Origin of the sequence: Faecalibacillus faecis, assembly GCF_003024675.1 — a bacterium.
Lineage (GTDB): Bacteria > Bacillota_I > Bacilli_A > Erysipelotrichales > Coprobacillaceae > Faecalibacillus > Faecalibacillus faecis.
In genome coordinates this window covers 1-26,474 of sequence record NZ_PYLP01000010.1, presented here as the reverse complement: position 1 = coordinate 26,474, position 26,474 = coordinate 1, and the positions used below count along the sequence as shown (strand labels likewise).

Below are 26,474 nucleotides of genomic sequence, written 5' to 3'. Positions count from 1 at the left end.
AAAAGCTTTTGCTTGCGCAAAAACTTTTAACAAAGATTTAAAACATCATCAATTAAACCAAAGTGAACAAATGCTTTGTAGATACCATCTTTATCCACATCATCTGTCACATAATCTGCCATTGCTTTGATTTCATCGCCACCACTATTAACAGCAACACCAACATTACAATATTCAAGCATTGGAATATCTACTTTAGCATCACCAAAAGCAAAGGTATCTTCTAATGAAGCTCCTAAATATTTTAATAATTCATCAATAGCATGGGCTTTATCAATACCTTTAACACCTAAATCACCAAATAAAGCAATTTCATCAGCACCACCCCAAGTACCAGGTTTTAAATCAGGAAATTCTTTAATTGAATCCAAATGGTCTTGATAACTATTTAAAATAAAGCTAACTTTATTACAATCATCACGATATAATTCTCCTCCATAAATCATTTCAGAAAAGACTGTACACACTGTTTGTTCACTTGCGTTTTCTTTTCCTTTTCTTTGACAATAAACTTTAATTACTGGATTTCCTTTTTCTTCAAAATTTTTAGAAGTAAATAAACCATTATTACTTTCTAAATAAAATTCTAAGTTTCTCGAATGACACCAATCTACAATATGTTTACATTGTTCAAGTGTAATTAATTGATACATGACAACAGTATCTTTATCTTTAACATAAGAACCATTTCCACCAATCATCCCATCTAAACCAATATTCCAAATATATACATGATGTCCATTTTTTCTTGCTTCTTTGATTGCTATATCAGCTGAAGCAGGTAATTTGTTTTCATAATCTAATAATGTTCCATCGACATCAATAAAAATAATTTTACCCATTATTGTTTTCCTAAAATAAATTTTTCAATATAATTTCCAATATCATCATGATCATTATCATCGGTAATATAATCCGCCACACTTTTTGTTTTATCACTACCATTCACCATAACAACACCAATACCAGCATTTAAGGTCATATCATAGTCATTATCAGCATCCCCAAAAGTCACAATTTCTTTTAGATCTATATGATGAAGTTTTAAGATTTCAATCAATCCTGCCGTTTTAGATACTCTTGGATCCATATATTCATGGCAGTTTTAAGGAATGATGATTTAAATTCATCACTATGGAATGTTTTTGATCTTTCAATGATTTTATCCATATCCTCTAGTTTACAAATAATAATTATTTTAGGTTTTGGATTTTGTAATAATTCATTATAATCAACAACTTGATAAGGAACTTTATCTGCTTTTGCGAGCATTTGAATATATTCATCATCTTTAGGCGCAAATAAAATTCCGTCTTCAGGAATTGCAAAGTTACAATCCATATCTTCATAATGTTTAATAATACTTTTAATCAATCTTCCATCTAATGGATATTGTGCTTTAGCAAGATCTAACGTATAGTCGTAGATTTCCGCACCTCCTGTACCTACAATCATATCAACTAAACCATCAATACCCCATGTTTTAAGCAAAGTTTGAATACTATTGACATCTCTTCCTGTAGATAAGCCAAATAATATTCCTTTTTCTCTTGCTTTTTTATCATTTCTACAGTTTTAGGCGTAACCACTCCTTCACTTGAAAGAAGAGTTCCATCTATATCACACATAATTGCTTTTACATTCATAAAAATACCTCCTACAAATATCATAAAAAACTCATCTTTTAAAACAATTTAGAGATAAAAAAATTTTTTCTCAAAAATTCTCTTTTTCTATTTATTATTTAGAATTCTTTTCTCATTTAATATTTTTACAAAATTAACTCATAAATTATCATTTTTTATAAAATAAATATCTTTTGTTTAAGTTTTTATATTATCATTTACTTAATACTTCATTACCTTTTCTAATTTTCTTTCCCTTATTCCTTTGATTGATATTTTTTCTTTAAATAACTTTTTATTTTTCTTATAAATTAGTACAGATCCAAAAATCACAGTTGAAAAGTAAGTGCCAAATACACTATTTTATTTGGTGCTTACGATTATTCAAAAGATTATAAAGAAAATCCATTATTTTAATGGGCTTTTCTTATAGAAAAAAATAAAAGTGCCTACACTTGGTAGACACCTTATGACTATTCAAATTCGTTTGTTCTAGCAACTTCTCTAATCCATGAAGCCGATTTCTTTTCTTTACGTTTATAACCATCATCTAAGCATACACGAATAAATCCATATCTGTTTTTAAAAGCATTACACCATGACCAGTTATCAATAACACCCCAATAATGATATCCTAAACAGTTTGCTCCATCTTCAATTGCTTTTGCAATCCATTCTAAGTGATCTCTTACAAATTCAATACGATAATCATCTTGAACTGTTCCATTTTCATCCATATATTTTTCTTCACCTTCTACACCCATTCCATTTTCAGAAATAAAGAAAGGTAAATCTGGACATTCTTTTTTAATTTTCATACCAAAGTCATAAATTCCCTTTGGATAAATTTCCCATCCACGATAAACATTCATTTTTCTTTCAGGCCAAATATAAGGTTTAGAAATACATGGTAAACCATTTTCATCAAATTTACTATCCGGTGCTTGTACGCGCGTTGGTTGATAATAGTTAAATCCTAACCAATCTACTTTTCCTTGAGCTAAGATAGCTTCATCTCCTGGACGACGGTTGATTTCTACTTTCCAATCGTTTTCTACAGTATCTAAAACGTCTTGTGGTAAGTGTCCATGAGCAACAACATCTAACCACCATCTATTGTGTAATCCATCTGTCATACGTACAGCTTCTAAATCTTCAGGAGATGGATTTTCTTTTGTATAAGGTGGCGCAAAACAGTTGATCATACCGATTTTTGCACCTTCACAAAGTTTTCCTTCTGCTTTTAATTTTCTAAAGTTTGCGACAGCTAAACAATGCGCTAAAGTAATATTATATTGTACATTGATTGATTGTTTGAAATCTTTTTGATAAGGATACCAAACACCATGTAAGAATTGTTGTTCTGGTTCTACAATTGGTTCATTGAAAGTAAACCAATATTTTACTTTATCTCCAAATTCTTCCATCGCAACTTTCACAAAGTTGGCATAAGCTTCAACCACTTCTCTATTTTGCCATCCGCCACGTTTTACTAAGTATTCTGGCATATCAAAGTGATACATGTTCATAAAAATATCAATACCATTTTCATTTGCACAATCAATTAATTTATGATACCAAGCGGCACCTTCTGGATTTAATTTACCATCTTGATCTAATAAACGTGTCCATTGCATTGATGTTCTAAATGATTTAAAATTTAAACTTTTTAATAATTTAATATCTTCTTCATATTTATGATACATGTCATTTCCCACATAAGATCCGACATTATTGAAGAAAGCATTAATTTCTTGATCAGAATACATATCCCAATAAGAACGTAATCTTCCTCCTACATTCCAAGCCCCTTCTGTTTGAGGACCTGACATTGCTGCTCCAAAAAAGAAATCTTTAGGTAATTTAATCGTCATCTTCTTTTCCTCCGTTATCTTTCGCGATTATTATACGTTCATTATAACATGAAGTCTTATTTCCTTTATGAAATGTATTTTATTTACATACTTATTTATATAATTCTTTTTCTTTGTAAACAAAATACATTAGTTCGTCATGAAATCAAGAACTTGTTCTTGATTAACATCACTAGACATAGCTAAATAATATGTTGAAGTATAGAGAGGTAATACAAGATATTCATCTAAAATATAATTATCAAATTCTTTTAAAACATTTAAACAATTCTTTTGATAAGTATCTTTTAATTGTTTTTGATAATCTTTCTTTAAATAAGAATCATTAATTTTATCTTCTATTTCATAGCGATCCGTTGAATATGTTTCTTGAATACTCGCAAAAGATGAACCTTGTGATAATTCTAAGTTTGCTTTTTTAAGAGTTTTCTTTAAAGCATCATATCTTAAAAGTGAAGAAACATCTCCACTTACTTCAAAGTCAATCTTTGATTTATTAGCATCACTTTGAGCACTTTTTGCTTTATTAAGATCATAAACATCTTGATTATCCATAAGAGTTGTAGAAAGATAATGTCCTACATAAACATCTTGAGCATCCATATCATTTTTAAGAACTTTTTTATTAATTCCATAGTAAACCGCTTTTCTTAAATTCTTATTTTTACCTGATGCTTTTGTAAGATCAAAAGCAACATAATGTAAATCATCACTATTTAATTGATAAACATTATGATAACCTATCTTTTTAAGTGTTTTAAAATGACTTTTACTTACTTCTAAAACATCTAGATTATAAGCTTTCATTTGTTTTTCCATAACAACCGTATTAACATTTTTAATCAATACTTTTTGATAAGATAAATCATCATTTTTATCCTTTTGCTTTAATTGTAAATAATCTTGAAAACGGAATTGATCGACAACATAAGAACCACTACCAGCATCATTTTTTACATTAACAATTGGTAAAGTAAAAGCATACATGTTTTCACTTCGACAATTATTAAAATCAAACTCTAATGTTTGATTATCAATAACTTTAATTCCTTTAATATCCTTTGTTTTACCTAATTGATAATCTAACATACCAACAATATTTTCTGTATAAGACTTATTAAAATATTCACTATCACTTTTATTTAAAGCCTTATAGCTTGCTTTTACTGCTTTACTATTTAACTTACTTCCATCACTAAAAGTCTTATCATTCAACTTAATTGTTGCTTTTTTACCACTTTTAGAAAATGTAATTTTAGAGGCTACTTGTTTATCTATCGTTAAATCATTATTAATTCTTACTAATGATTCATAAACTAACTTTGTAGCAAGCATAGAGCCTTTATCATATCCTAGATAGATTTTAGAATGTTCCAAAGGATCATACATACCTATAACAAGTCGTTCTTTTTGTTTCTCTGTTTTTTCTATCTTGCTTTTATCCCCTTTGACAACTAACTGATCCGAGTTGGAACTTCTAGGAATAAAAAGCAAAAGCAAACCTAAACAAATAATTCCTACTAAAATATATTTTTTATATTTCTTTACTATTTCCATAACAAACTCCTTTAAAGAAAAACCATGAAGATAACTTCATGGTTTATTCATTGTCTTTACGTTTTTTAAATACAATCAATACAATAATTCCACAAGAAATCAATCCAAGAAGAACATATCCCATAATAGAAACATTATCTCCTGTTTTAATTCTTTGTAATAATTGAATGATTGGATTACCAGTCATAACTGGTTTATCTGGATCATAGAATCCTGCGTTCATATTTTTAATATCAATTGCTTTAATTGCGTTGTATCCTTCATAATTAGAGCTTTGATTATTGATATTGTCTTCATCAAAACGATCAGCTACGATAAGATATCCATCTTTTTCATATTGAGTATAAATCAAACGTAAATCTTCATCTTTAAGCTTACTATCATCTTTACCATTATTCTTTAGATATTCAGTAATTTTCTTATCTTTAGGAAGTGCATCAAGTGATACTTGATATCCTGTTAAATAAGTTTGTTCATCTTTAGTAATTGTAGTTGCTAAATGACTGAAGTTATACTTACCATTTTCATCTGTTTCTACTTCACTATCTAATGAACTTTCTTCTATCCATTGATTGTATTTATAATAGTAACCTTTTAATATCATCTTTTGATGACTTAGATAAGATTCATTTTTATCAATGATTCCGTTTCTATTAGCATCGATCCATAATGTACCTTCAATTGTACCTTGATTATAAGAAGTAAGACCACCATCTAAGTATTTAATATCCTTAGCAGTAATAATATCATAACCATTTACAATACTTTGTACATTATCTTTATCAGCTTTATCAACTAAAACCATATATTGATCTTTCCCTAATAATTCACCAGATTCACTTAATAAATCACTATCTTTTGTATCATCTTTACCAACATGATATTTCGTTATTGCATAACCACTAGGTAAAGTGTCTATCTTAACAAAGGCTTTATAGTAGTAAATAACATGTTCATCATTTTCAATTCCATTTGTAGGTAATTGATCGAATTTATATGAACCATCACTTGTTGTTTTACAAGTAAATTCTTTATCAGTTAAAACATATTCATTATCTTTTAGATAATATTGTTTTAAGCTAATTTCAATACCTTCAAATCCTTTATCATCTTTAGTAGATAATCCATCATAATCATCATCATTAAAGATCTTACCAGAAATAGAACCTGTTTGAATTCTTGTAATACCACCATTTAAGTGTTTAATAGAGTTATTACCAACAATATCATAACCTTCAATGTTGTATGGTATAGAATCATCATCTGTCTTTTCAGCCATGATGATATATGGTTCTGTACTATCTTTAAATTGATTTTCTTTATTAGTAATCAATTCATAGTCTTTAGAAGAAAGCTTACTACTTTCATCTTTATCATTAACACGATATCTTGTGACACCATAACCTTCAGGAAGTGAATCTTCATCAAGAGTTACACGATATGCATAAAGAACTCTTTCGCCTTCTTCATTTGTACCATAAGTAGCTATATTACTAAATGTATACTTACCATTTTCATCAGTTTCAACTGAATCAATCATACCAGTTAGGAAGTATTCATCTCCAACTTTTTGATATTGACTCAAGATAACATTGATACCTTGATATCCTTTATCATCTTTTCCTAATAATCCATTGTAATCTTTATCATCAAAGATTGTACCGCTAATTATTCCACTGTGATATTTCGTAATACCACCATCATAATTATCTTTATTTTTATTTTCAATTAAATCATATCCATCAAGATATTGAGCTAATTTATCATCATCTGATTTCTTAGCCAAGATAATATATGGATTACCGGATTTATCTTTTAAAGTATATTGTGAATCTTGTGGGTCAATATTGCTATCGCGAGCATCATCTTTACCTTTATGATATTTTGTTACAACATAATCACTAGGAAGGCCTTTGACTGAAACTGCATAAGCATAGATTACTTGTGTACGTTTAGTTGGATCATTTGGATCTGTAACATATCCATTTGTAGGTAAATCATCAAATGAGTAATCTCCTTTTGCATTTGTTGGAGTTGTTTGTTCTTTGAAGCTTTGATCTTCGTTATAAACAAATTTTCCATCACTATCTTTTGTAACAAGATAACGATTTAAATTAACTTCAACATTTTCTTTACCTTCATCATCTTTAGTATTTAAACCATCATAATCTTTATCATCAAAGATATTACCTAAAATCTTAGCGTTTTGATATGGTGTTGCACCTGCATTGACATCTTCATAGGCTTTACCTTTAACAATATCATATCCTAAAACATTGTTTTCATCTGGAGTATTATCATTAGCTTTATTTAATAAGATCAAGTATTTACCGCTATTATCTATTAATGTTCCATCATTAGACCAATCACTATCTTTCTTATCATTATCACCTTGATGATATTTTGTAATACCTAAACGAGTATTTTCATCTTCTAAGATAGTTTTATTATCGGCATCATTAGGATCAATAACAACTTGATAAGCATATAATTCTGAATCATTATTTGGAGAATCTTCCAAGTTATCAAATCTATATCTTCCTTTATCACTTGTCGTAACTATTGGTTCAGTATAAGTATTATCTTTTACATAATTAAGTTTTCCGTCAACTTTTGTTACAAGATAACGAACTAATTTAACCTTGATACCTTTTAATGATTTTTCATAAGTATTTTGAATACCATCATAGTTTTGATCAATCCATACTTGACCACTAATAGCACTAGTTTCAATACCTGTTAATCCAGCATCATAATTATTTATATTTTGATGTTGTAATAAATCATAAGTATTGTCACCTACTGTTTTAAGCGTACCTTTATGTTTATCATCTGTATCTGATAATTTTTTAGCTGTAATAACATAATCATCTTTTTTCATTAATGCATAGTTACCACTTCGTTTAACCAAATCACTATCTTGATCAGAAGTTGTTTGATAGCTTAATGTTGGTTTTAATGTTTTATCAATTGATTTTTCATCTAATGTCACTTTATAACCCATTAAGTATGTATTACCATTATTGTCTTGTAATTCAGTTGGTAAATTTTTAAATGTGTAGTGATAATATCCATCGTCCGCTAATTTTAATTTAACATCATCTACAGTCCATTGAACTTTTGCACCACTAGCACTTGCATCATGCCATTTACCTTCATCATAATAGTAACCTTTGATTTGAGCTTTAATTTTTTCAAGTAATTTTTCATTGTCAGTTAAATTATCTTTATCTGCAATCTTTTCATTAGTATCACGAATACCATCATAATTAGTATCTAACCAAACAATACCGTCAATCTTACCAGATTCATAATCTTTAAATCCAGCATCGAAGTTCTTAGTTTCAGCATTACCTAAATCGTAATTTATTCCACCACATTCAACCGAATTTCCAACTTGTGTTGTATCACCTACTTCACTAGCAATAACAACGACATCATCTGTAAGATAATAAGAATTATTGTTTTTAGATGTTTCATCTAAATCACTTTGTTTACCATTTGTTTCTTTATCTTTAAATGTTGGTGCATATTTCTTGAATAAGTCTTTATTCTTATCACGATCAATACGAACTTTATAGCCAGCCAAATAACTGTTATTTCCATCTCCATAATAAGTACTTACTGTAAATTTATAAGCACCTGCAGCATTTGTTTGAACATCTTTCGTATCAGATAACTTATGCCATTTACTATCTTTGTAATAATATTGTTCAAGAGTTACTGTTACATCTTTTAATGGATCTTCGTCAGGATTTTGAATACCATCGTAGTCTTTATCATCCCATACAAGTTCTCCAATGAATCCTCTTGCCGCATTAACAAATCCTAAATCAATAGTATGCTCATCAGAATAATTTTCCCAACCAGCAATCTTATCACCAACGATATAAGGAACATCAAATTGATTTGTGATAAGTTTACCACCTCGTAATAATAAATCGTTATATCCCGTATCCTTTGTAGGATCTTGTGAATAAATTGGTGCTGTTGCTTTTAATGGTGTCGCATTTTCGTTTGTTGCCTTGATAATATACGTCTTACCAGGAACTAATCTGAATTGATATTCACCAGCTTTTAAGTCACCACCATCTTTAACATTTGTTACAGAGCTTGCTTTATTTCCATCAGCATCAGTAGCAGGTTCATCACTTATTGGTTTAGATGTTTTAGGATCAACTTCATAAGCCTCAACCTTAATCTTTCCTAAACGTTTTTCTGCTTTTGGATAATCCATTTGACCTTCAATAATATATTCACCATTTTCTTCCGTTTCATCTAACCAAGTTGTACCTTTATAAAGATTAGTACGTCCAACACCTAAGTTATAACCCATTGCTTTTTCGTCATAAGCTTGATGACCTTCATCTTCAACAACAGCATCTACTTGAATACTTTGACCAGTTTGAGCAACAAGTGTTCCTTCTTTAACTGCATAAGCTTTTTGTTGTGCTGATGCTTGATTTTGTTTATCATAAACAACTTTACCATCACGATAGATAACAACTGGAGTTAAAGCATTATCTGTATTCAATTCTTTTGTCGTAATTGAATAATCTTTATATTCATCAGGTAACGTATAACGTAAATTATATTTACCTGGTTTTAAGTTAGAGAATACGAAGTAACCTTTATTACCATAGTAATCTTTTTCAGTTGTATAAGTAGCTGGACCAGATGTTGAATAACGAGGACGTTCCGTAGAAGAACCTTCATCAGCTAATAAATCTTTACCTGTTTCATCATCAACAAGGACATATCTTCCCTTGTCATCAATTCTAATAGCGTCTCCTTCTTTATTCGCTGGTCGCCCATGTTCAGTTAATAATTCAACTTTAACACCATCAATACCTGGATCATCTTTTTTACCATCACCATCTAAATCATATTTAGCTGTACCATCTTTTAGAAGTTTTCTTCCAATACCATGAGTATCTTCATAAGTACCTTCATTAACTTTTCCATCATAATTGACATCTTGCCAAACATAACTTCCAATATAACCTCTTTCACTTGGGGCATCAATATAAACACCTGCAATAGCTGATTCATCATTTTCATATTTACTATTAGCAAGAGAATATGCTCTTGAAAGGAATGAATTCCATCCAACAATATCTTTTACAGCTGCACTAATTTGTGCATTCGTTGAAGTATTGGATGAACTATCAACTTTCACATTACCAACATATTTTTTTACATTTTGTGGTGCATGCATTGTATAAGACATTTCCAAACGTCCTGCTGGTTGAATTGTATATTCATCTTTCATTTGAAGCCAAATAGCACGTATACCTTTTGTCAATTTTTCTTGTTCATCTTCATCGACAGATTGAAGATATGCTTTTAAATCAGATAATTTAACAAAATATTTTTGTTTTTCTGTATCATCATTACTAGCAATTATTTGCGCATATTGTTCATTCTTTAAATCATTTGGATTAGGAAGACATGGTGAACCATCATCATTTGTTTTTAAAACACACTTGTCATTTTCATTAACAATTGGTCCAACCCAAATATCATATTGATCATTTTCAACAGTTGTTTCATTTCCATTTGTTACATCTTTAAGTTTTATTGAATCTAAATTCAACCATCCATTCCATTTAGAATTTCTTTTTACTTTATTGTCGTCATTAATTTGATATGCATAATAGTCATTATCATATGGCAATACGTCATAAATCACATTATTTGTGTACTTATATGCACTTGTATCAGACAAACTTGTTGATGATACTTTAAATGTATAATCTCCCCCTTCATTTACAGCTGCTGGTCGAGAAGTAACATTAGGTTCAAGTTCCGTATCAACAAGTTTACTTTGTCCTAAAGCTTCAGTTTGAGAGAATCCTATAGCTGCTGTCATTTTTGTAAGAGCAGCATCATTATATCTCTTATTTTCATTAACATCTTGAGAGTCATATTCATATGCAGAGGCATTACTATTACCTTGATCAGGCATATATGTTCTAAAAGCACCTTTTTTAAAGATATATCCTTTACATCTTAATAACTCTGCAGAAATCGCATTTGAATTCATTCGTTCAACTGGTACCATAATTTCTACTTTCAAACTTTGTCCTGGTTTAAGTTGCCCTGTGAAATAGAAGTTTAGTATTTTATTCTTTTCTTTTCTACTTGCGGCTATTGATTTCATTTTCACTAATGGTGTTTCATCCGTAGCTTGTATAGGTTTAACAGGACTTGGATCAGCTATTGATCCATCTTCATTAACTATATACCATGTCCATAATGGTGCCTTACTATCGAGACCTTCATCGATAGAAGTATAATAATCATTTAAATAATCACTAGGTTGAACTGAACTACTAGCATTTCTATCAAATGAAACATATTTTAATTTATTTGTATCTAAATTTTCATCGTAAGGTAATGCAACTGTAATATTTGGATTAGTGGCATTATCTTCATCAGTGATACCTTGGTCCTTATTCTTCTTTTTATTATTCATTGAAACACGATATTTCAAAACCTTACTTGTTGTATCATCAATTAAAGTATTGTTATAGTCCCAACTATAATAACTTTTGTGTTTTCCGGATGCATCTTTTTTCAAAGTAGCTCTATAATATGCTTGATCTAATTCAATTTCTAATGTTGGCAATTCAGGATCAATATAGAATCCAGCACGGCATCTTGTTGAAATAGAACTATATTTATAATCATCATATTTTCCATAAGTTGTAGCAAAATAATTCACATGTTTAGCAATACCATCTGATGAATTCTTTGGTCCAGTAATTACAGAGACATACGCACAATTATTGACAACACCATCATCATGCATAATATCTTTTGAAATGTTTTCTCTATCTGGATCCAACTGATCAACACCTTTGTTGTCTTTGCCTGTTGTATTTAATCTTAAACCTACTGGAACTGGATAATTAATAGCAGCATTTGATTCACTATATCTTTTTCCAGTATCATCGGTAAATCCTTCCATTTTTACAACCCAATTTAATTGGTAAATATATTTACCAGCAGGTACATCTGTTTGTGAAATTTTTGCATTTTCTTCTAAAGCATATCCATCTTTATTTCCAATAAGAACCCAATTTTGTAGATTTTCATTTGGATTTATAACACCGCTTTCTTTCCATGGATCATCTACCAAATAAGCGTACATATAAACTTTTAAGTATGATTTATATAAATCATAATTTTCTATATCTTTTGGAATTTCCCAAGATCCTGTCCTTATTTCTTGGATTTCGGTTTCCATTTCAGTATCATTCATTGTCGCTGGTTTTGAAGTAGCTGTATCTGTTCCACGATAAGGAATTGACATACTTGTAACAAATTGATTTAGTTTTGCACTATTATTAACAGCTTCTGTCAAACGCATATACATTAAATCAGATGATTTTACATGAGCATCATCAATAACTGCAACTTCAGCATCCAAATCATTAACTTGCTTGCGCAATTGACTCGTGTCAATTCTTGTTGTTGCCTTTGGTTTTAGAATACTAATTGAAGCACTTGAACTATAAGCAAAATCTTCATTAAGATCACCGTCTTGATCATAATCATTTCCTTTAGTTATCGATCCATCTTCTTCAGTCTTATCATTTGAATCTGATACTTCCTTATCTAACCAAGTCATATTTAATTGTTTAGTAAATGATTTTTCATGTGATATTATTGAAGCTTCATTAAAGCTGTAACCATCATAATTAATATCACTGTTAGAAATATTTACTTTTTTACCTTGTGAATCATAGATGTTTCCATCTTTTTTATCATAGATATTTCCATCATTTGTTACGATGTATTCACCATTTGAAGTATGTAAAGTGCTGTATACTTCACTATAGTAACCAGTCCATACATCTACACTATTTTTATCACTTGGATCTATGCCAGTTTCTTCCTTGTTATCAATACGTGTACGAATTTTTAATATCAATGTATCCCCTGATGCAAGGTAACCTGCCGGTTTTTCACCATTAACAAATGAAGAGTAATCACTAAATTCATCCGTTTTTGGTGTTGTCACTTCATACGTTACAATTTGACCCGTATGATTTTTAGTTGGACTTGTAGGTCTATATTGTTTATTAATAATACGAATTCCAAATCCACTATCTTTTAATTGACTAGGTGTAACAGATGTTTTACTTCCATCTGCATGTTCAATTTCAATAACAAAATCATCACCTCTAAATTGATCCCAATGATCACTTGCTGTATTAAAATCAGGCAAGTCTGTTACTGAAACAGCTTTTGGTAAATGGAAACTAAATACGAAACGTGAATGAGCAACACTTCCTTGATGAGCATAATCTGTCGAATCGGCTTTATTAGCAAGTTTTGCGGAATACCACACATCATCACCATAATCAAATTTCTTATCTGTATACTCAACTGAACCAGCTTGAACGTCATTTCCATCACTATCTTTACATGGTGTATTCTTTCCTTCATCATCACTTGTTGAAGATACAAAATTTTCTACCGTTAAGTTAGGTTGACGAGTTCTTATCTTAATCGTATTAACATAAGCTCTATCAGGTATATTGCTATTTACGTGAGTATAATCATCTTTTGTATAATCCTCGTGAACATTGGAATTATTCATATTGAAGTCTCTTTGTTTTTCACTAAGCATCAAATTATCACGAATTACTTGATCAATACCATCTATCTTTTGTTTTGTATAATCTTCCAAATTGTAAGTATCTTCATTTTCAAAGACTTCTTTCATACCTTGTCCAATAACATAATGAGTTTCATCGGTTACTTTGTCTTTGATAGTTCTATTTGGTATCTTACCATATACTCTCTTTTGCTTATTTATAACATCTGTTATTTGAATAGCATCATGGCGATCATCTAATGAAACATATTCACCATTTGAATTCTTGTTTGTATCAAAATAAAGATTATGCGCATTTGAACCAACTGTATAAGGATTTTCTTCAATACTTTCATCGGTTAAAGCTTTAAAACCATGTATCGTACTTGATAAGTATGTATAATTTGTTTCATACGTATCTTGTAAATCTTTATTATCACCAAATTTTGTATTAACTTTTGGTGATGAATAAACAAATGTATCAAATGAGAATGTTCTTCCTTCACCAGATACTATCTTAGTATCTGCACCTTTCTTTGGATAGAAACGAACAACGTATCTTCCCTCAGTAACTGCCTTTCCATTTTCATCTCTTACAACTTCTCCAGCTGAAGTTTTACGAACTATTTTTTCATATGTTACTTTTACATCATATGAATTTTGTTCATTTGTAAGTTCATTTCCATCAAGATCTAATAATTTCCAATTTAAAGTTCTTGAATCATTTTGAGAATTATTTGTTGAATAAATATCTGATTTATTCGCTGAATCAGTTCCAACAGGCGCTATTCCGTATGGAAGAATATTTGTGATAACCGGTAAACTATATGTTCCGCGTCCGCCACCATCAGTAGCATAACTGTGTTTTTCTTTTGTACATTCTGCATAGTTTACACCATCATTGTAATATCTTTCATAATTTGTACCTAAGCTATCCCAATAGTATTTATTTTCAACATGAATATTTAATTTAGACGTTGTACCTTCTGTGTCTAAATAATAATCAGATAAGCTTTGACCTGTTGTATCGTCTTTGCCAGTTGTTGTCCATTGCCTTAATAATGGTTTCCTCATAACTGCTCTTGTACCGGTTTGACTATAACGCTCTATACAATTAGCATCCCCGTAATCTGCATCATTATTTGTTGCTTTGGCAGTTTTAATACCATTTTTTTCAGATATTGTTACTTCTTGGTTTTGAATGTTATAACCATCTACATATGGTGTATTTGGTGAACCATTATAGTAATAATAATTTGGATTTGTGAAGAAATTACCATTCCAACCATATCCATCACCTCTATACCACATATAATCCATACCAAATCTTTGGTTATTTTTCATATTTTCTTTTGTAGTACCTTCAAAATGATCATAATCAAGAATTTGATAATAGTAGTAATCTTCATTATCTGCACATGGTTTTGTTTGTAATCTATCAAACCATTCTTCATCTTCGTTAGTACATACTACTTTTGATGGAATATAAACGTTTAATTTATACCCGCTTTCACTATGTCTGTTAAACCATTTTTGTAAATTTTTCTTAACAGTAATCTTTAATACCCAAGGGGAAGTATCATTACCTGTTTCATAATCTGATTTTTTAGAATCTTTAAACTGTGGATCTTGACACGTACTTGGAGCCTGATAACTATAAGAGCCACTATCTGGTTTTTGTAGAACTTCTATATCTATATCATCTACTGATATAGTATCATAGCTTTCATTTACCTCTTCTGTTCTGATATTATTGTTATTTTGTACATTAACACCATTAACAGACTTCAAAATTTCTGCTTTTAATTTATTTTTATCAATTGTTGTTCCATCTTTTGCAAATATTAATGGTTCAATACCTCTAGGCATTGTATAAGTAAATTCAACACCTCTACTTAAATCCCAGTCACCATAGTTAAGTGCTTGTAACTTAGTAGTAAATTCTTCATTATACTCTAAACCGACTTCATAATTATCATCTACTAATGAGTGTACTTCATTTCTTGTATGACTATAAGTATAATAATTATCATATACATAATAATTAGGATTAGATGCTCTATCCGTACCTAAACCATCACCAGTTGTCGCTTCATATGTACGATGTTCCTTATTTGGATCGTTATCTTTTAATGTACCGTCAGCTTGTAATGTTGCATCCATAAATTCACTTGCAGATACAAGCCACGCTTTTTGAAGATGCAAACGGTTTTCACCCCAAACAATCGGTGCGCTGCTACCCCAGTTTTCATTTTCTGAACTATTGTATTTCTTATTAGCAATTGTTCTTTTCTTAACAACTTTTTCATACCAATCACGTTCAATTTTGTCAGATCCCTTTAAACTTGTTGCTTTTGTTTTATCATCACCATAATTTGGTAACGTATCATCTGGGTCCCCTTGAACTGGCACATATGATGTCTTTTGAGAATAATATGCTGAGGAAATATCATAGTCAGCTAAAGTATTATTACCTCCACCATACCGTTGATTTTCATATTCACCAATATGTGAACCATCACCAGGAATGTAAACTATACTGTCTTTTAAGAATTCCCAATTATCAATGTTATCACGTTTTATTGATTCATCATTAGGATCATTATTAGGTTTTCCACTTACCCCAACATCATGGAGTAAATAATCCATGTCCATTTGAATATTGCTATTTTGAATTGCGCGATAATGTGTATCATCTGCAATACTACCAGATTGATAACTAAATGGATAAGCATATCCATAATATCCCCAATATCCATCTTCACTATATTGATAATATTCACCGACTCTAGGGAAATAAGCTGGATGTTGATCATTTTTTGTTGTTACATCTCTATCTTCATCAACATATACCATTGGTAAATTGTCTTCTTTAGCCTTTAATTTATAATAGATAGTTAGCCTATCACCTAATTCCATCGTTATTGGCTTGTTATTTTCATCAAGAATTCGATATGTTTTTACTGTATAATTTGTCTTTAAAGTATAATCTTCACTTGTATCAAGATCATCAAATGCTTTCATTCCATCTGTTCCATATATACGTTTCCAACTTTTCTTAACAGAAGTTGATTTTCTATAAATCATCTTTCCGCCATAATCATATTGATTAGCATTTTTTTCTACAACAGCAGGAACAATATGGTAATTTCCTTGTATATCATTACCATTTTTATCAGTCCATTTGAAATTAAGACTGTCTTCTTCAACAGTTACATAATCTTCTGGAATTTTATCATAAATAGTTGGATCAATAAGTCTTCCTTGTCTATTATTCTGAGTGCCACTTGAATCTAACATTTCTTGGTTAACAAGAGAAATCTTTTGCCAATATGTTTCATTAGGACGATATCCGATTTTTTGTTGATCATCATGTGTATTTGTTGGGTCATATGCTTCTGTAGCAATGCCACTATTTGATTCATCAAATACTTGTGGATGTAAAATTACTTGTGGCGATTCACGATAAACCCCTTTTGTTGCTTCTTTTACTTCATTTAAAGTAACATCACGATTTACCACATAATCCTTTTCTTCACTATCACCTATCATAACATCTTTAGTTTCACTATGATCTTTGTAATGAGAAATCGTTGCAGTATCATGAGAATTATAAATATCGTTTCTTTGTTTTTTATTTTGTTTATCTGTATTTGTTCTTATATCTTCATAATGCGCTTGTCCTTTTAAAGTAACATCAGCAAACTTGATTTCTTCGCTATAAACGTTTGTATCGCTATGGTATCCAGATGGAACATTGAAATACGTCCAACGAATACCTTTTATTTCATGAATATCAGAAATGCTTTCTTTATAAGAAGCTGTAGTCCACTTTGCATCTGAAGTATTTGGATCGTCTTTTGTATATTCAACAAGAATATTATCTACCTTATCTTCGCCACCCACTTGAGTAATGAATTGATCAGGATAATAAATATCACCTTTTCCTGCAAAAGTTTTAGAAACTGTAGGTATTTTATCAAGAATAAAACCTTGATATGTTGTATTGTTCTTATATTCCAAGAAATTAACTGTAACAGTTTGTTTATCAATAAAATGCATTGTATCATTTTTGATATTGCTTATATTTAACGTAGCACCTTGGCTATCAAATTCTCTATCATTATGATCAAAATTATAAGTAATTCCTAATGCAGTATTATTATAGAATTTAACATTACTATCCACACGAGAAGTATAATTGTCGCTGTCATGATATCTATAATAATAAATAGGGCCTTCTATTTTTTGATCATCAGCGCTGTTGCTGCAATAATAATGTGGATATGTTGAACCTGTTGTACCAGTAACATACTTTGTTTGATCATAGCCATCTATTGCATATTGACCATAACTATGCTTATTTTCTGCATAAATATAAGCATGTGCATTAACAGTTTTTCCTTCAAAAGTATCATCATCTTTTGAATTAGTAAAATCATCTACTAATTGAGTAATAATACGAATCTTAATGCTTTGTCCAGGTTTCATTTGTGTGCCTTCATCACCTACAACAAATTTAATGGTACGATAACGACTATCCTCTTTAGTTCCATCAGAATTTTTCTTAATTGAATAATCCTTTTTCGCTTTTACATTGTCTAAAGTTTCACTACTATCATCGCCTGTTAATTTTGCTGAAATATCTTTATCTGTAATGGTATCTTGTGTATTGCCATTTTTAATACCCTCAGCACTAATTAATTCCCATCCAACAATTTGTTGACCTTCGCCTACTGTAAACGTCATATGATTACGTTCTAGTGGTAACTCAGCTGCACTATGGTTACCTGAAGTTAATGTATATTCAACATAGTCATAAGGCATTAAATGATTTTGATCAACTTCAAGTTGTTTTGGATTAAAGTTCTTATTTGTTTCCTCATTACTATCTTTATCATAAGCAAATACTTTATTTCCATCTGCTAATGTACGTTCTTTTGTAAGATTTGGTGTTAATATAGCAACTGCATTTCTTAGACGATAATAATCTGTCGCTTTTGAGTTATTTGTTACGTGGAAAGTATCTGCGTTATTATCAACCGAACTAATAGAATTGAAATCTATTCTATTAGATACATCTCTATTAGACGTATCCGTATAATTACTTGATGGTGAATAATCATTACCTTTTTTACCAAAAGTTGGTACTGAATCATTCGTCCATTCATCATCTTCAAAATCTTTCAAAGTACGATCAACATATGTACCATCATAGAAATAAGAATACTCATCATTATTCGCTTTTGTCGATGTTAAATATTGCCCATTATCCATAACACTTTTACCATCTTTAAAGTTTGGATTAGTTGCTGCAAAAGTTAAATTAAAGTTATTAATTTTGACTTGTGCTAAACCATTTGTTTCATGAATTAAATAACTCGTTCCAGCCTTTTTATTTTGTCTAACAAAATCTTCAATATTTATAACATAACATTCTTGCCCATTAACCGTTTTCTTTGTGTTTAACTTAATTTCTTGAACTTGTAAAGCAGAACCTGGCGCAAGTTTTAATACCATTTCTCCATCTACATTTTCTGGAGTAAAGGTTACTTTATTACCATTAATATTAAATGTTAATTTTGATAATTTGAACCATTGACCGTTATCTGTGCCCTTAGTTCCTGAAGTACCATTTTCCTTATAAATCCATTGTGTAGGAATATAGAGATTTCGCATACGATAATATGTATTCATCGTATCTGTTGTTGTTAATTTCTTAATTCTCGCTGGTCTATTTTCAAGATTGCTCGTATCAGCAACATATTGGTTAAAAATCTTAACACCAAATTGTGCATTTGTTGGTGTTTTATTTTGTGTTACTTTATGCTTTTTATTGTTAATCATATCATAGGTATTACCATTTGTATCAGTAATATATTCTGTAATATTTCGCTTATTAGTATCTGGGTCTTCACTAACTGCAGCTTTTGTGTCAATTGGCGAAGCTCCTAAAGAATCAATTGCATATCCAGCATAGAATCTAATACGATAACCCATAATATACGCTGAATCTTTGCGAGGTTTTCTACTACTACCATCCATTATATTTTCATTTGCATTATCTGGTCTTGGATCTAAATATGTTTGTGTAGTTGCTGTATTGGTAGCTTGATCAATTTTTGTTTGATTATTTTCATAAACCATATATGGAACAACTTTTACAACAATGTCCTTATCAGTTAAGTTAAATTGGTCTACACCTTTTTGAACTTGACCATTTGCATCTTTATAATGATAATATTCATCTTTAACTTCTGAGTTATATTCTCCGTTACCTTGAATATCATATAATTTTGCTTTAAATTTTAGTACATATTGATATTTTTCTAAATGTAAAATACCATTTTTTAACTCTAGCTTAGTGCCATCATCTGATGCCTTATCGTTAGAATTATCAAAATCAATAGTATAATAATCACCATCTTGTTTTAAATCAGATTTTTTTAAAGTGATTATAGTTTGATTACTTGCTTGATGTTGTTCAGTACTTGTTTTTCCTTTTCCAAGTGTAAGCTCTATAGCATCATTATCTTTAAAGTAATTGACAATTTCTTTATGGAACTTCAATCCTGTTGTTAATGTACCTTCATACTCATAAGTTGGATCGTTTTGAATTAATCCTAAAGTATCTACAATATCAACATGATCTGAATAACTTACTTTATTATCCCAGTCATCAGGATCTTGATAATACCATGGTCCGCTACCTGATTCGTACATATCTTCATTTCTGTATCTACCGTCATATACATCACATCTCGTTTTTCTAAAGAAGTTAATATAATATTGGTTATCACTGCCAATTTCTGCTTTTATATTGTAATCATTTGTAGCATTAGTTGTTGCACCTTTACTAATACGATCATAATCTCTAACAACGATGACATAGTTTTCACTGTATAAATGGTCAGCTTTATAATAATCTGTGCCCCAACCACCGCTATATGTCCAATATTCATATCTATTTTTATAAGACCAGTCATTAGTCCCGCGATTTGCACTAGAGCTTCCTTCAGAAGTTCTTATCTTACTTGAAGTATTTCCACCGTTTTCTTCTCCACCAATTGTTACTGTCGAAGAAACAGAGGCTTTTGCATTACCAGTATCATAGAAACGACCAGCAAATTCAAACATATATTTTGTATCATCAACTGAATCATCCCACCATGTTCCATAATCTGGGATATTTGCTACTGTTTCACCATTTTCCTCTTTAGTAGCACTTTGGTTAATTTTTAGTTCAATTGTTGCTTTAACAATTGGATTATTTGCTGTATAGGATGATTTTGGAGATTTATAATAATCTGTTTTTTCATCACTAAGCATGTTATCATCTTTGGTAAAGTTTTCGCCACTTTGTAATAAATTAATTCGACCATAATCAGTACTTGAAGCATTAAAACGTTTTTCTAAATCTTTACTGTTTATTATATATTGGTCACCATTTTGTCTAGTAACAACAATTTGTTTAATGTAATTTTTTACTCGATTATTAATTCTTAAATAGTAAGCATCAAATTTATCACTAGGTAAATCTACATCCATTTTAATATTTGCAGCCGTATTAAATGATGTTGGTTTAATATAACTCATTCCACCGTGATCTTGACTATACATTCCCGAATCAATCTTTTCACTTCCAACTTGAAGATATTGCCTAAAGTCTACTGAATAAGATCCTAATCCTTTATATCCTATTTCTAGTTCAGAATTATCTCGAGTTTCAGGTCCATAATTTCTAACATGTTCTCTAGGAGTTGATACTCTAGTAAAACGTTCTGTCGAATCATTGTCATTATACCCTGCAACGATTGTTGTATCATAATATAATTTTGAATGATATGCATTTGCAGTATCATTTGATGTAATGCGATAATCTGCATTAGCATCTTCTTCCATACCATCTAAATAATTTGTTGCTGTTGTTGTAATGATGTTGTCTTTACCGATATCAATATCGCTCCATCCATTGATTTCAACGTATGGTTTTACATTTTCTTTATCTTTACTAAGAATAAAATTTCTACCATAAAGTGTAATTGATTCTAATTGATTTCCATTTTCTGTAACATCATCAACAGATAAAGTGAACTTACCATTTTTAGCAGTATATTTTTGATCCCCGCAAATTAATTGATGTTTATCATCATCATATGTCATGGTAATTTCTGGTTTTACAAATATTGCTGTTACTAATGGAGATTTTTGCGTAAACACAACTTTATCAAATGTATTATCACCATTAAAGTTCTTATATTGTTGTAATAAATTTTCATAAATTACAACCGATTTTGTATGATATCCGCCATTATCACTGTCATATGGTGGAAGTGTAATTTCTGTTTTTACATCATCTAAAACTGATTTTCCATCATTCCATGAAGTAACACGATATGTAAAATCTCTACTGTATGGAATACCTAATGTTTGTTTACCTTTATCTGTATTTGTTTTATCATCTATTTTTTCACTTGTTACATTTTCTTGGTAAACATCATTATGAATATCTAAATAGCGTGATTCTACACTGAATGCAGCACTTTCTTTAAGAGTATCTTCTTTATTATAGAATTCACCTATTGGTTCAAAGAATAAACTTGCTTCTAATCTCTTATCTTTATAATAGTTATTATAAGCATCTGTATTACCATATATTTTTACCACTGCAAGCTTGTCATCTTTAATGTTATTTTTAAATTCATCAGCAACAATACGAATATATCTTATACGTTTTAGTTTTAAATTTTCATATGCATCCTTAGTTATAACAATATTTCCATCATCATCTATATATTGACTTAATTTGTTTGCTGAAACACTCCATTTTGCAGTATCATCTGTTGTTTGACCGTACTCAAAGAACTCAATTTTCTTAATTGTCATTGATTCAGTATAATTTTTTTCAATAACAAGCTTTTCTGTATCAAATCCTTTAATTTTTGGTTTTGATTTATCTTTGCTAACATCAGTAACACTCATCAAATCGAATGTTAAGTTAACATTTTTTGCAATTGAATCCGAAGCATTTCCTATTTTAAATTGATAGTATGTTGGATTTTGAATATCTACTTTACTACTTTTATTTGGTGCATCTTGTGGATCGTTTACATCATTTTTTTGATTATTACCATAATGTGCACTTGCTTCAATTGTTGGGTTTATACGTTGTACCACTAAAATCGCTGCACTTGTAACTTCATTTTCTGATACTTTACCAGTAAGTCCAGGATAATCACCATATTTTGTAGTAAATCTTCCGTCAAATCTATATTCTCCAGTAGAATTAGGAGTACCATTAATTTCCACATATGCTCTGTCATTTTTATTATCCACTTTGCCAGAGAACTCTTCAAAATTAATTTTAATCCCAGATAAACGTGTTATTGGTTTCTTACTGTCATAATTTTCCCATAATGATTCAGGAACTTTTATCGACTTGTCAGGTTTTATATAACTAGCAATCTCATCATAACCAACTATAATTTCAGTTCCATCTACATCTGTAAAAGTTATTGATTTTATTTTACTATTTGATACTAAATCAGGGCTTAAATAAACACTTGATGCTTTTAAACCAACAAATACTTTATTTGTGTCATCTTTTGCCTTCAATAATTCAGAAACAGTAAATTCAGCAGGAATCATATATGACTCATTGTTATTTCCTAAACTATATCTAATCGCTGTGTTTGTATCAGCAAGCGAAACTGGTTGATAATATTCTCCAGCATCATTTTTAGATGAATTGATATCATCAGTATTATTATCTTTATGTAGAACACCATACCCTGTTATTTGAGGATCAGCACGTTCACTTTTGGCAACGGCAGTTGCTTCTGTATCAACATTTTTGTTTGTTTTTACGTAATGTGGTCCTTCACTATCAGCTGTGGTATAGGGACTCCAACTCCATTGAACGAAGGTTGTATTTAACTTATTTGTGTAATCTAATAAGTATTTACCTGTACCAGTTACTACAATACGCCCATTGAAAGATTCATTAATTTCTATCCTATGTTTGAATTCAAATTTAATATTTCTCGCAAATTCTAAGTCGTTATGTTTTTCTAAATAATCTTCTAATTTTTTATCAATATTTTCTAATTTGTACTTATTTCCCTCTTTTATTACAGAAATACCTAGTTCATTTAAAGTAATCCATTTTTCAGAATTATCTTTTTTATTAGTAAATTTGAGCACAATAATTGATGAAAGATCAACATTTTTTGTAGTTTCATCTGCTTTAAACCAATTTTCTAACATTTCTCCATCATTTAATTCTATAGCCAAAGAAGTTACATTAAATTCATCAGGCAAACTATCTATTGTATAAGCATCAAATACAGGTGTATTACTAGTATTTCTAAAACCGCCTAAGTAATATGAAAATTCTTTTCCAATTGCCACATTTTTCTCTTGAACTTGATTATCTTTATTATCTATCAAATATTTCTTATGTGTAAAACTTGTATTTTGTTTTTTTAATTCAAATGTAGCATCCTCTTTCTTTGACCACGCCAAATCTCTACCACCAAAATAAATAGTTTGCGTAAGAATTACTTTTTGAGTTAGAGCATTACCAAAATTATTAGCGTACGGAACCGCAATATAATATTTGCGAGATTCTCCACTTGTTAAACTTCCATTAGAATCATTGCTCGTTCCAACTCGAACACCTATTTCCCCTGATTGAACATATGAATATTTAAACTCTGATTCATTTGCACTTGCAAAAGTATCTAAATCAAAATTATCCATATTCTTATTGGTAACATCCCAGATAAGTGCGCCACCTTCATTATATTTTCCACCAAATTCTCCGCTCTTTGCGTTATCACTAATATCGCTATTTGCTTCGAGTTGACCAGAGCTATTATACTTCCAAGCCATCATATCTTGATCTAAAACACCTTTTTGTTCATTAAAAGTGTAACTTGGTACATTAAGTACAAATCCATAGTGATCAATTGAACTTTTACTATCTTTTGAAGTATTGTTAATATCGACTTCATAAACACCATAATTATATTTATCCCAAAGAACTGGCATAGAAACTGGTTTTACTGAAGTTTCCCATTCCAAATTGGAATTAATAATATTAATTGTTCTTACATCTGTTTCGTCTTCTCCATTTTTTGGTTTATTGCCTGGTATAATACTATAACCAGCAGATGTATTACCTGAACTATCAACAAAGTTTTCATAACTTGCGCCAATAGAAACAGGCACAGAAGCATTTTCGGGAATCGAATTATTTTCATCCAATGTAAAAAATTGAAAAGTAATATTAAAAGTCGTTTTAGTATTAAAGTGAACACTTGATGCAGCAGAAACTTCTAATGATGAGCGTCGAAAAGCTCCATCTTGAGTTCCAGCAGGATGATCAGAACCCCACACATAACCGTTATCTGCTGCTGGTGTTTCTGTATACCAGCTTCCAGATTGTTCTGCTTTAGCTTCTATACCACCTATAAATTTTACATTTGGATTTTTTGCATATACTTCCTCTGGTTTAGGAGTACTTACAAGTATTCCTTTTTCATCATAATAAAACCAAGGTAATGTTATTTTTATTTTTGGATTTAGTGCATATCCTTCATTAGTATTCCAGTTTGGATTTAAATTAACATTCATAGTCATAGGATTTCCTGTTGACATTAAATAATTTCCATCACCGGCTGGTTTTAAGTTTGCTCCGGAATTCAAAAAAGAAACAGAAACTGGTTTTGTCCCTGCTGCGAATACATCTTGTAACCAGTTTACTGGTAGATACTGTACTAACATTGCAAGTGTTATTACCATGCTTATCATTTTCTTCATTATTCTTCTCATTTTATTCTTTACAGTATTCATATCCAGTTTCCTCCTGATTTTATGTCTTTCTATCACTACGCATCTTGCGTTTATTTCTTTTTATTTATTGATACTATTTATCATATTACACTATCTCATTAATATTATATCACTTCTAACACAAAATTTGACATATTTTTTCATTATTTTAAACAAAATCTTATGTTTTTTCACATAAACATACCGCTTATAAGCATTATTGTCATATCTTCTATCATTATTTAGTTTTTTATAAACAAAAATGTCCTATTAGGACATCTGTTTGAGGATATGTGAGAGAGTTGGATTTTTCTCTTTTTGGATAAGAGAATCCCGTCTTTAGAAGTTATCACTATATTTTTTAGAACTACATTTAAACCATTTCTTTCAATATGTCGATTTTATCGGCTTTTTTTATACTTTTAATTTTTTTATATTATTTTTTATGTTATAATTTATATAGTGATAGTAGTGATATATTATTGGAGGTGTTTCTATGGCTTTTTTCCTTAAAAAATCTACTCTTAAAGGTCGTACCTATCTTTCCATCGTTGAAAGTTATTACTCCCCTCAAAAGCATGGTGGTGCYCATCGCACCYATAARTCACTTKCTTCTGTTGAAACTTGGAAAGCCAAAGGTATCGATGATCCTATTGCCTATTTTCAAAAAGAAGTRGATGAACTCAACAAAAATAATAAAAACAAGAATTCTCTTAAGATTTCCGATCATTCTCCTGAACTCTATCTTGGATATTTTCCATTCATATCCATGATGAATAAAATGGATATCAAAAAGTATGTCGACTATTTCAATCTGCATAATTCTTTTGAGTTTGACCTTTACGAACTTCTTTCATCTCTTATCTATGCTCGTCTTGTTAATCCATGCAGTAAGCATAGAACTTTTCATGAGGTCCTTCCTCAACTAAGAGACGGCGTTCACTTTTCTTATGATCAGCTTCTTGATGGTCTTGA

General features: G+C 30.1%; 5 protein-coding genes and 2 pseudogenes. 1 reads left to right on the top strand and 6 read right to left on the bottom strand.

Annotated features, from left to right (window positions below):
• Nucleotides 1–26: 26 nt before the first annotated feature.
• The 6 genes and pseudogenes from C7U55_RS08495 to C7U55_RS08475 all read right to left on the bottom strand — a co-directional run bounded on the left by C7U55_RS08495 (nt 27) and on the right by C7U55_RS08475 (nt 25,520).
• Nucleotides 27–842 carry a Cof-type HAD-IIB family hydrolase gene (locus C7U55_RS08495; RefSeq protein ID WP_106988197.1) on the bottom strand — a complete coding sequence of 272 codons (816 nt, stop codon included), beginning with the start codon at nt 840–842 and terminating at the stop codon, nt 27–29.
• The gene (locus tag C7U55_RS14125; RefSeq protein WP_264464656.1) at nt 842–1,090 is read right to left on the bottom strand and encodes an HAD family hydrolase; all 249 of its coding nucleotides are present in this window, start codon (nt 1,088–1,090) and stop codon (nt 842–844) included. Before C7U55_RS14125 ends, C7U55_RS08495 begins: the two co-directional genes overlap by 1 nt.
• A pseudogene (locus C7U55_RS08490) lies at nt 1,057–1,628 on the bottom strand (HAD hydrolase family protein). The gene C7U55_RS14125 and the pseudogene C7U55_RS08490 overlap by 34 nt, the downstream one beginning before the upstream one ends.
• Nucleotides 1,629–2,098: 470 nt before the next feature.
• On the bottom strand, nt 2,099–3,499 hold the full coding sequence (locus C7U55_RS08485) for a glycoside hydrolase family 1 protein (RefSeq protein ID WP_106988196.1): 1,401 nt from the start codon (nt 3,497–3,499) through the stop codon (nt 2,099–2,101).
• 129 nt (nt 3,500–3,628) lie between these two features.
• Nucleotides 3,629–5,056, bottom strand: a complete 1,428-nt coding sequence (locus tag C7U55_RS08480; RefSeq protein ID WP_106988195.1) for an ABC transporter substrate-binding protein — start codon at nt 5,054–5,056, stop codon at nt 3,629–3,631.
• Between the two features lie 43 nt (nt 5,057–5,099).
• A complete protein-coding gene (locus C7U55_RS08475; RefSeq protein WP_106988194.1) occupies nt 5,100–25,520 on the bottom strand; it encodes an SdrD B-like domain-containing protein in 20,421 nt (6,806 codons plus the stop codon).
• Nucleotides 25,521–25,995: 475 nt separating this feature from the next.
• On the opposite strand from C7U55_RS08475, the pseudogene C7U55_RS08470 reads away from it, so the two are divergent.
• Nucleotides 25,996–26,474: pseudogene (locus C7U55_RS08470) on the top strand (IS1634 family transposase); the annotation flags it as partial.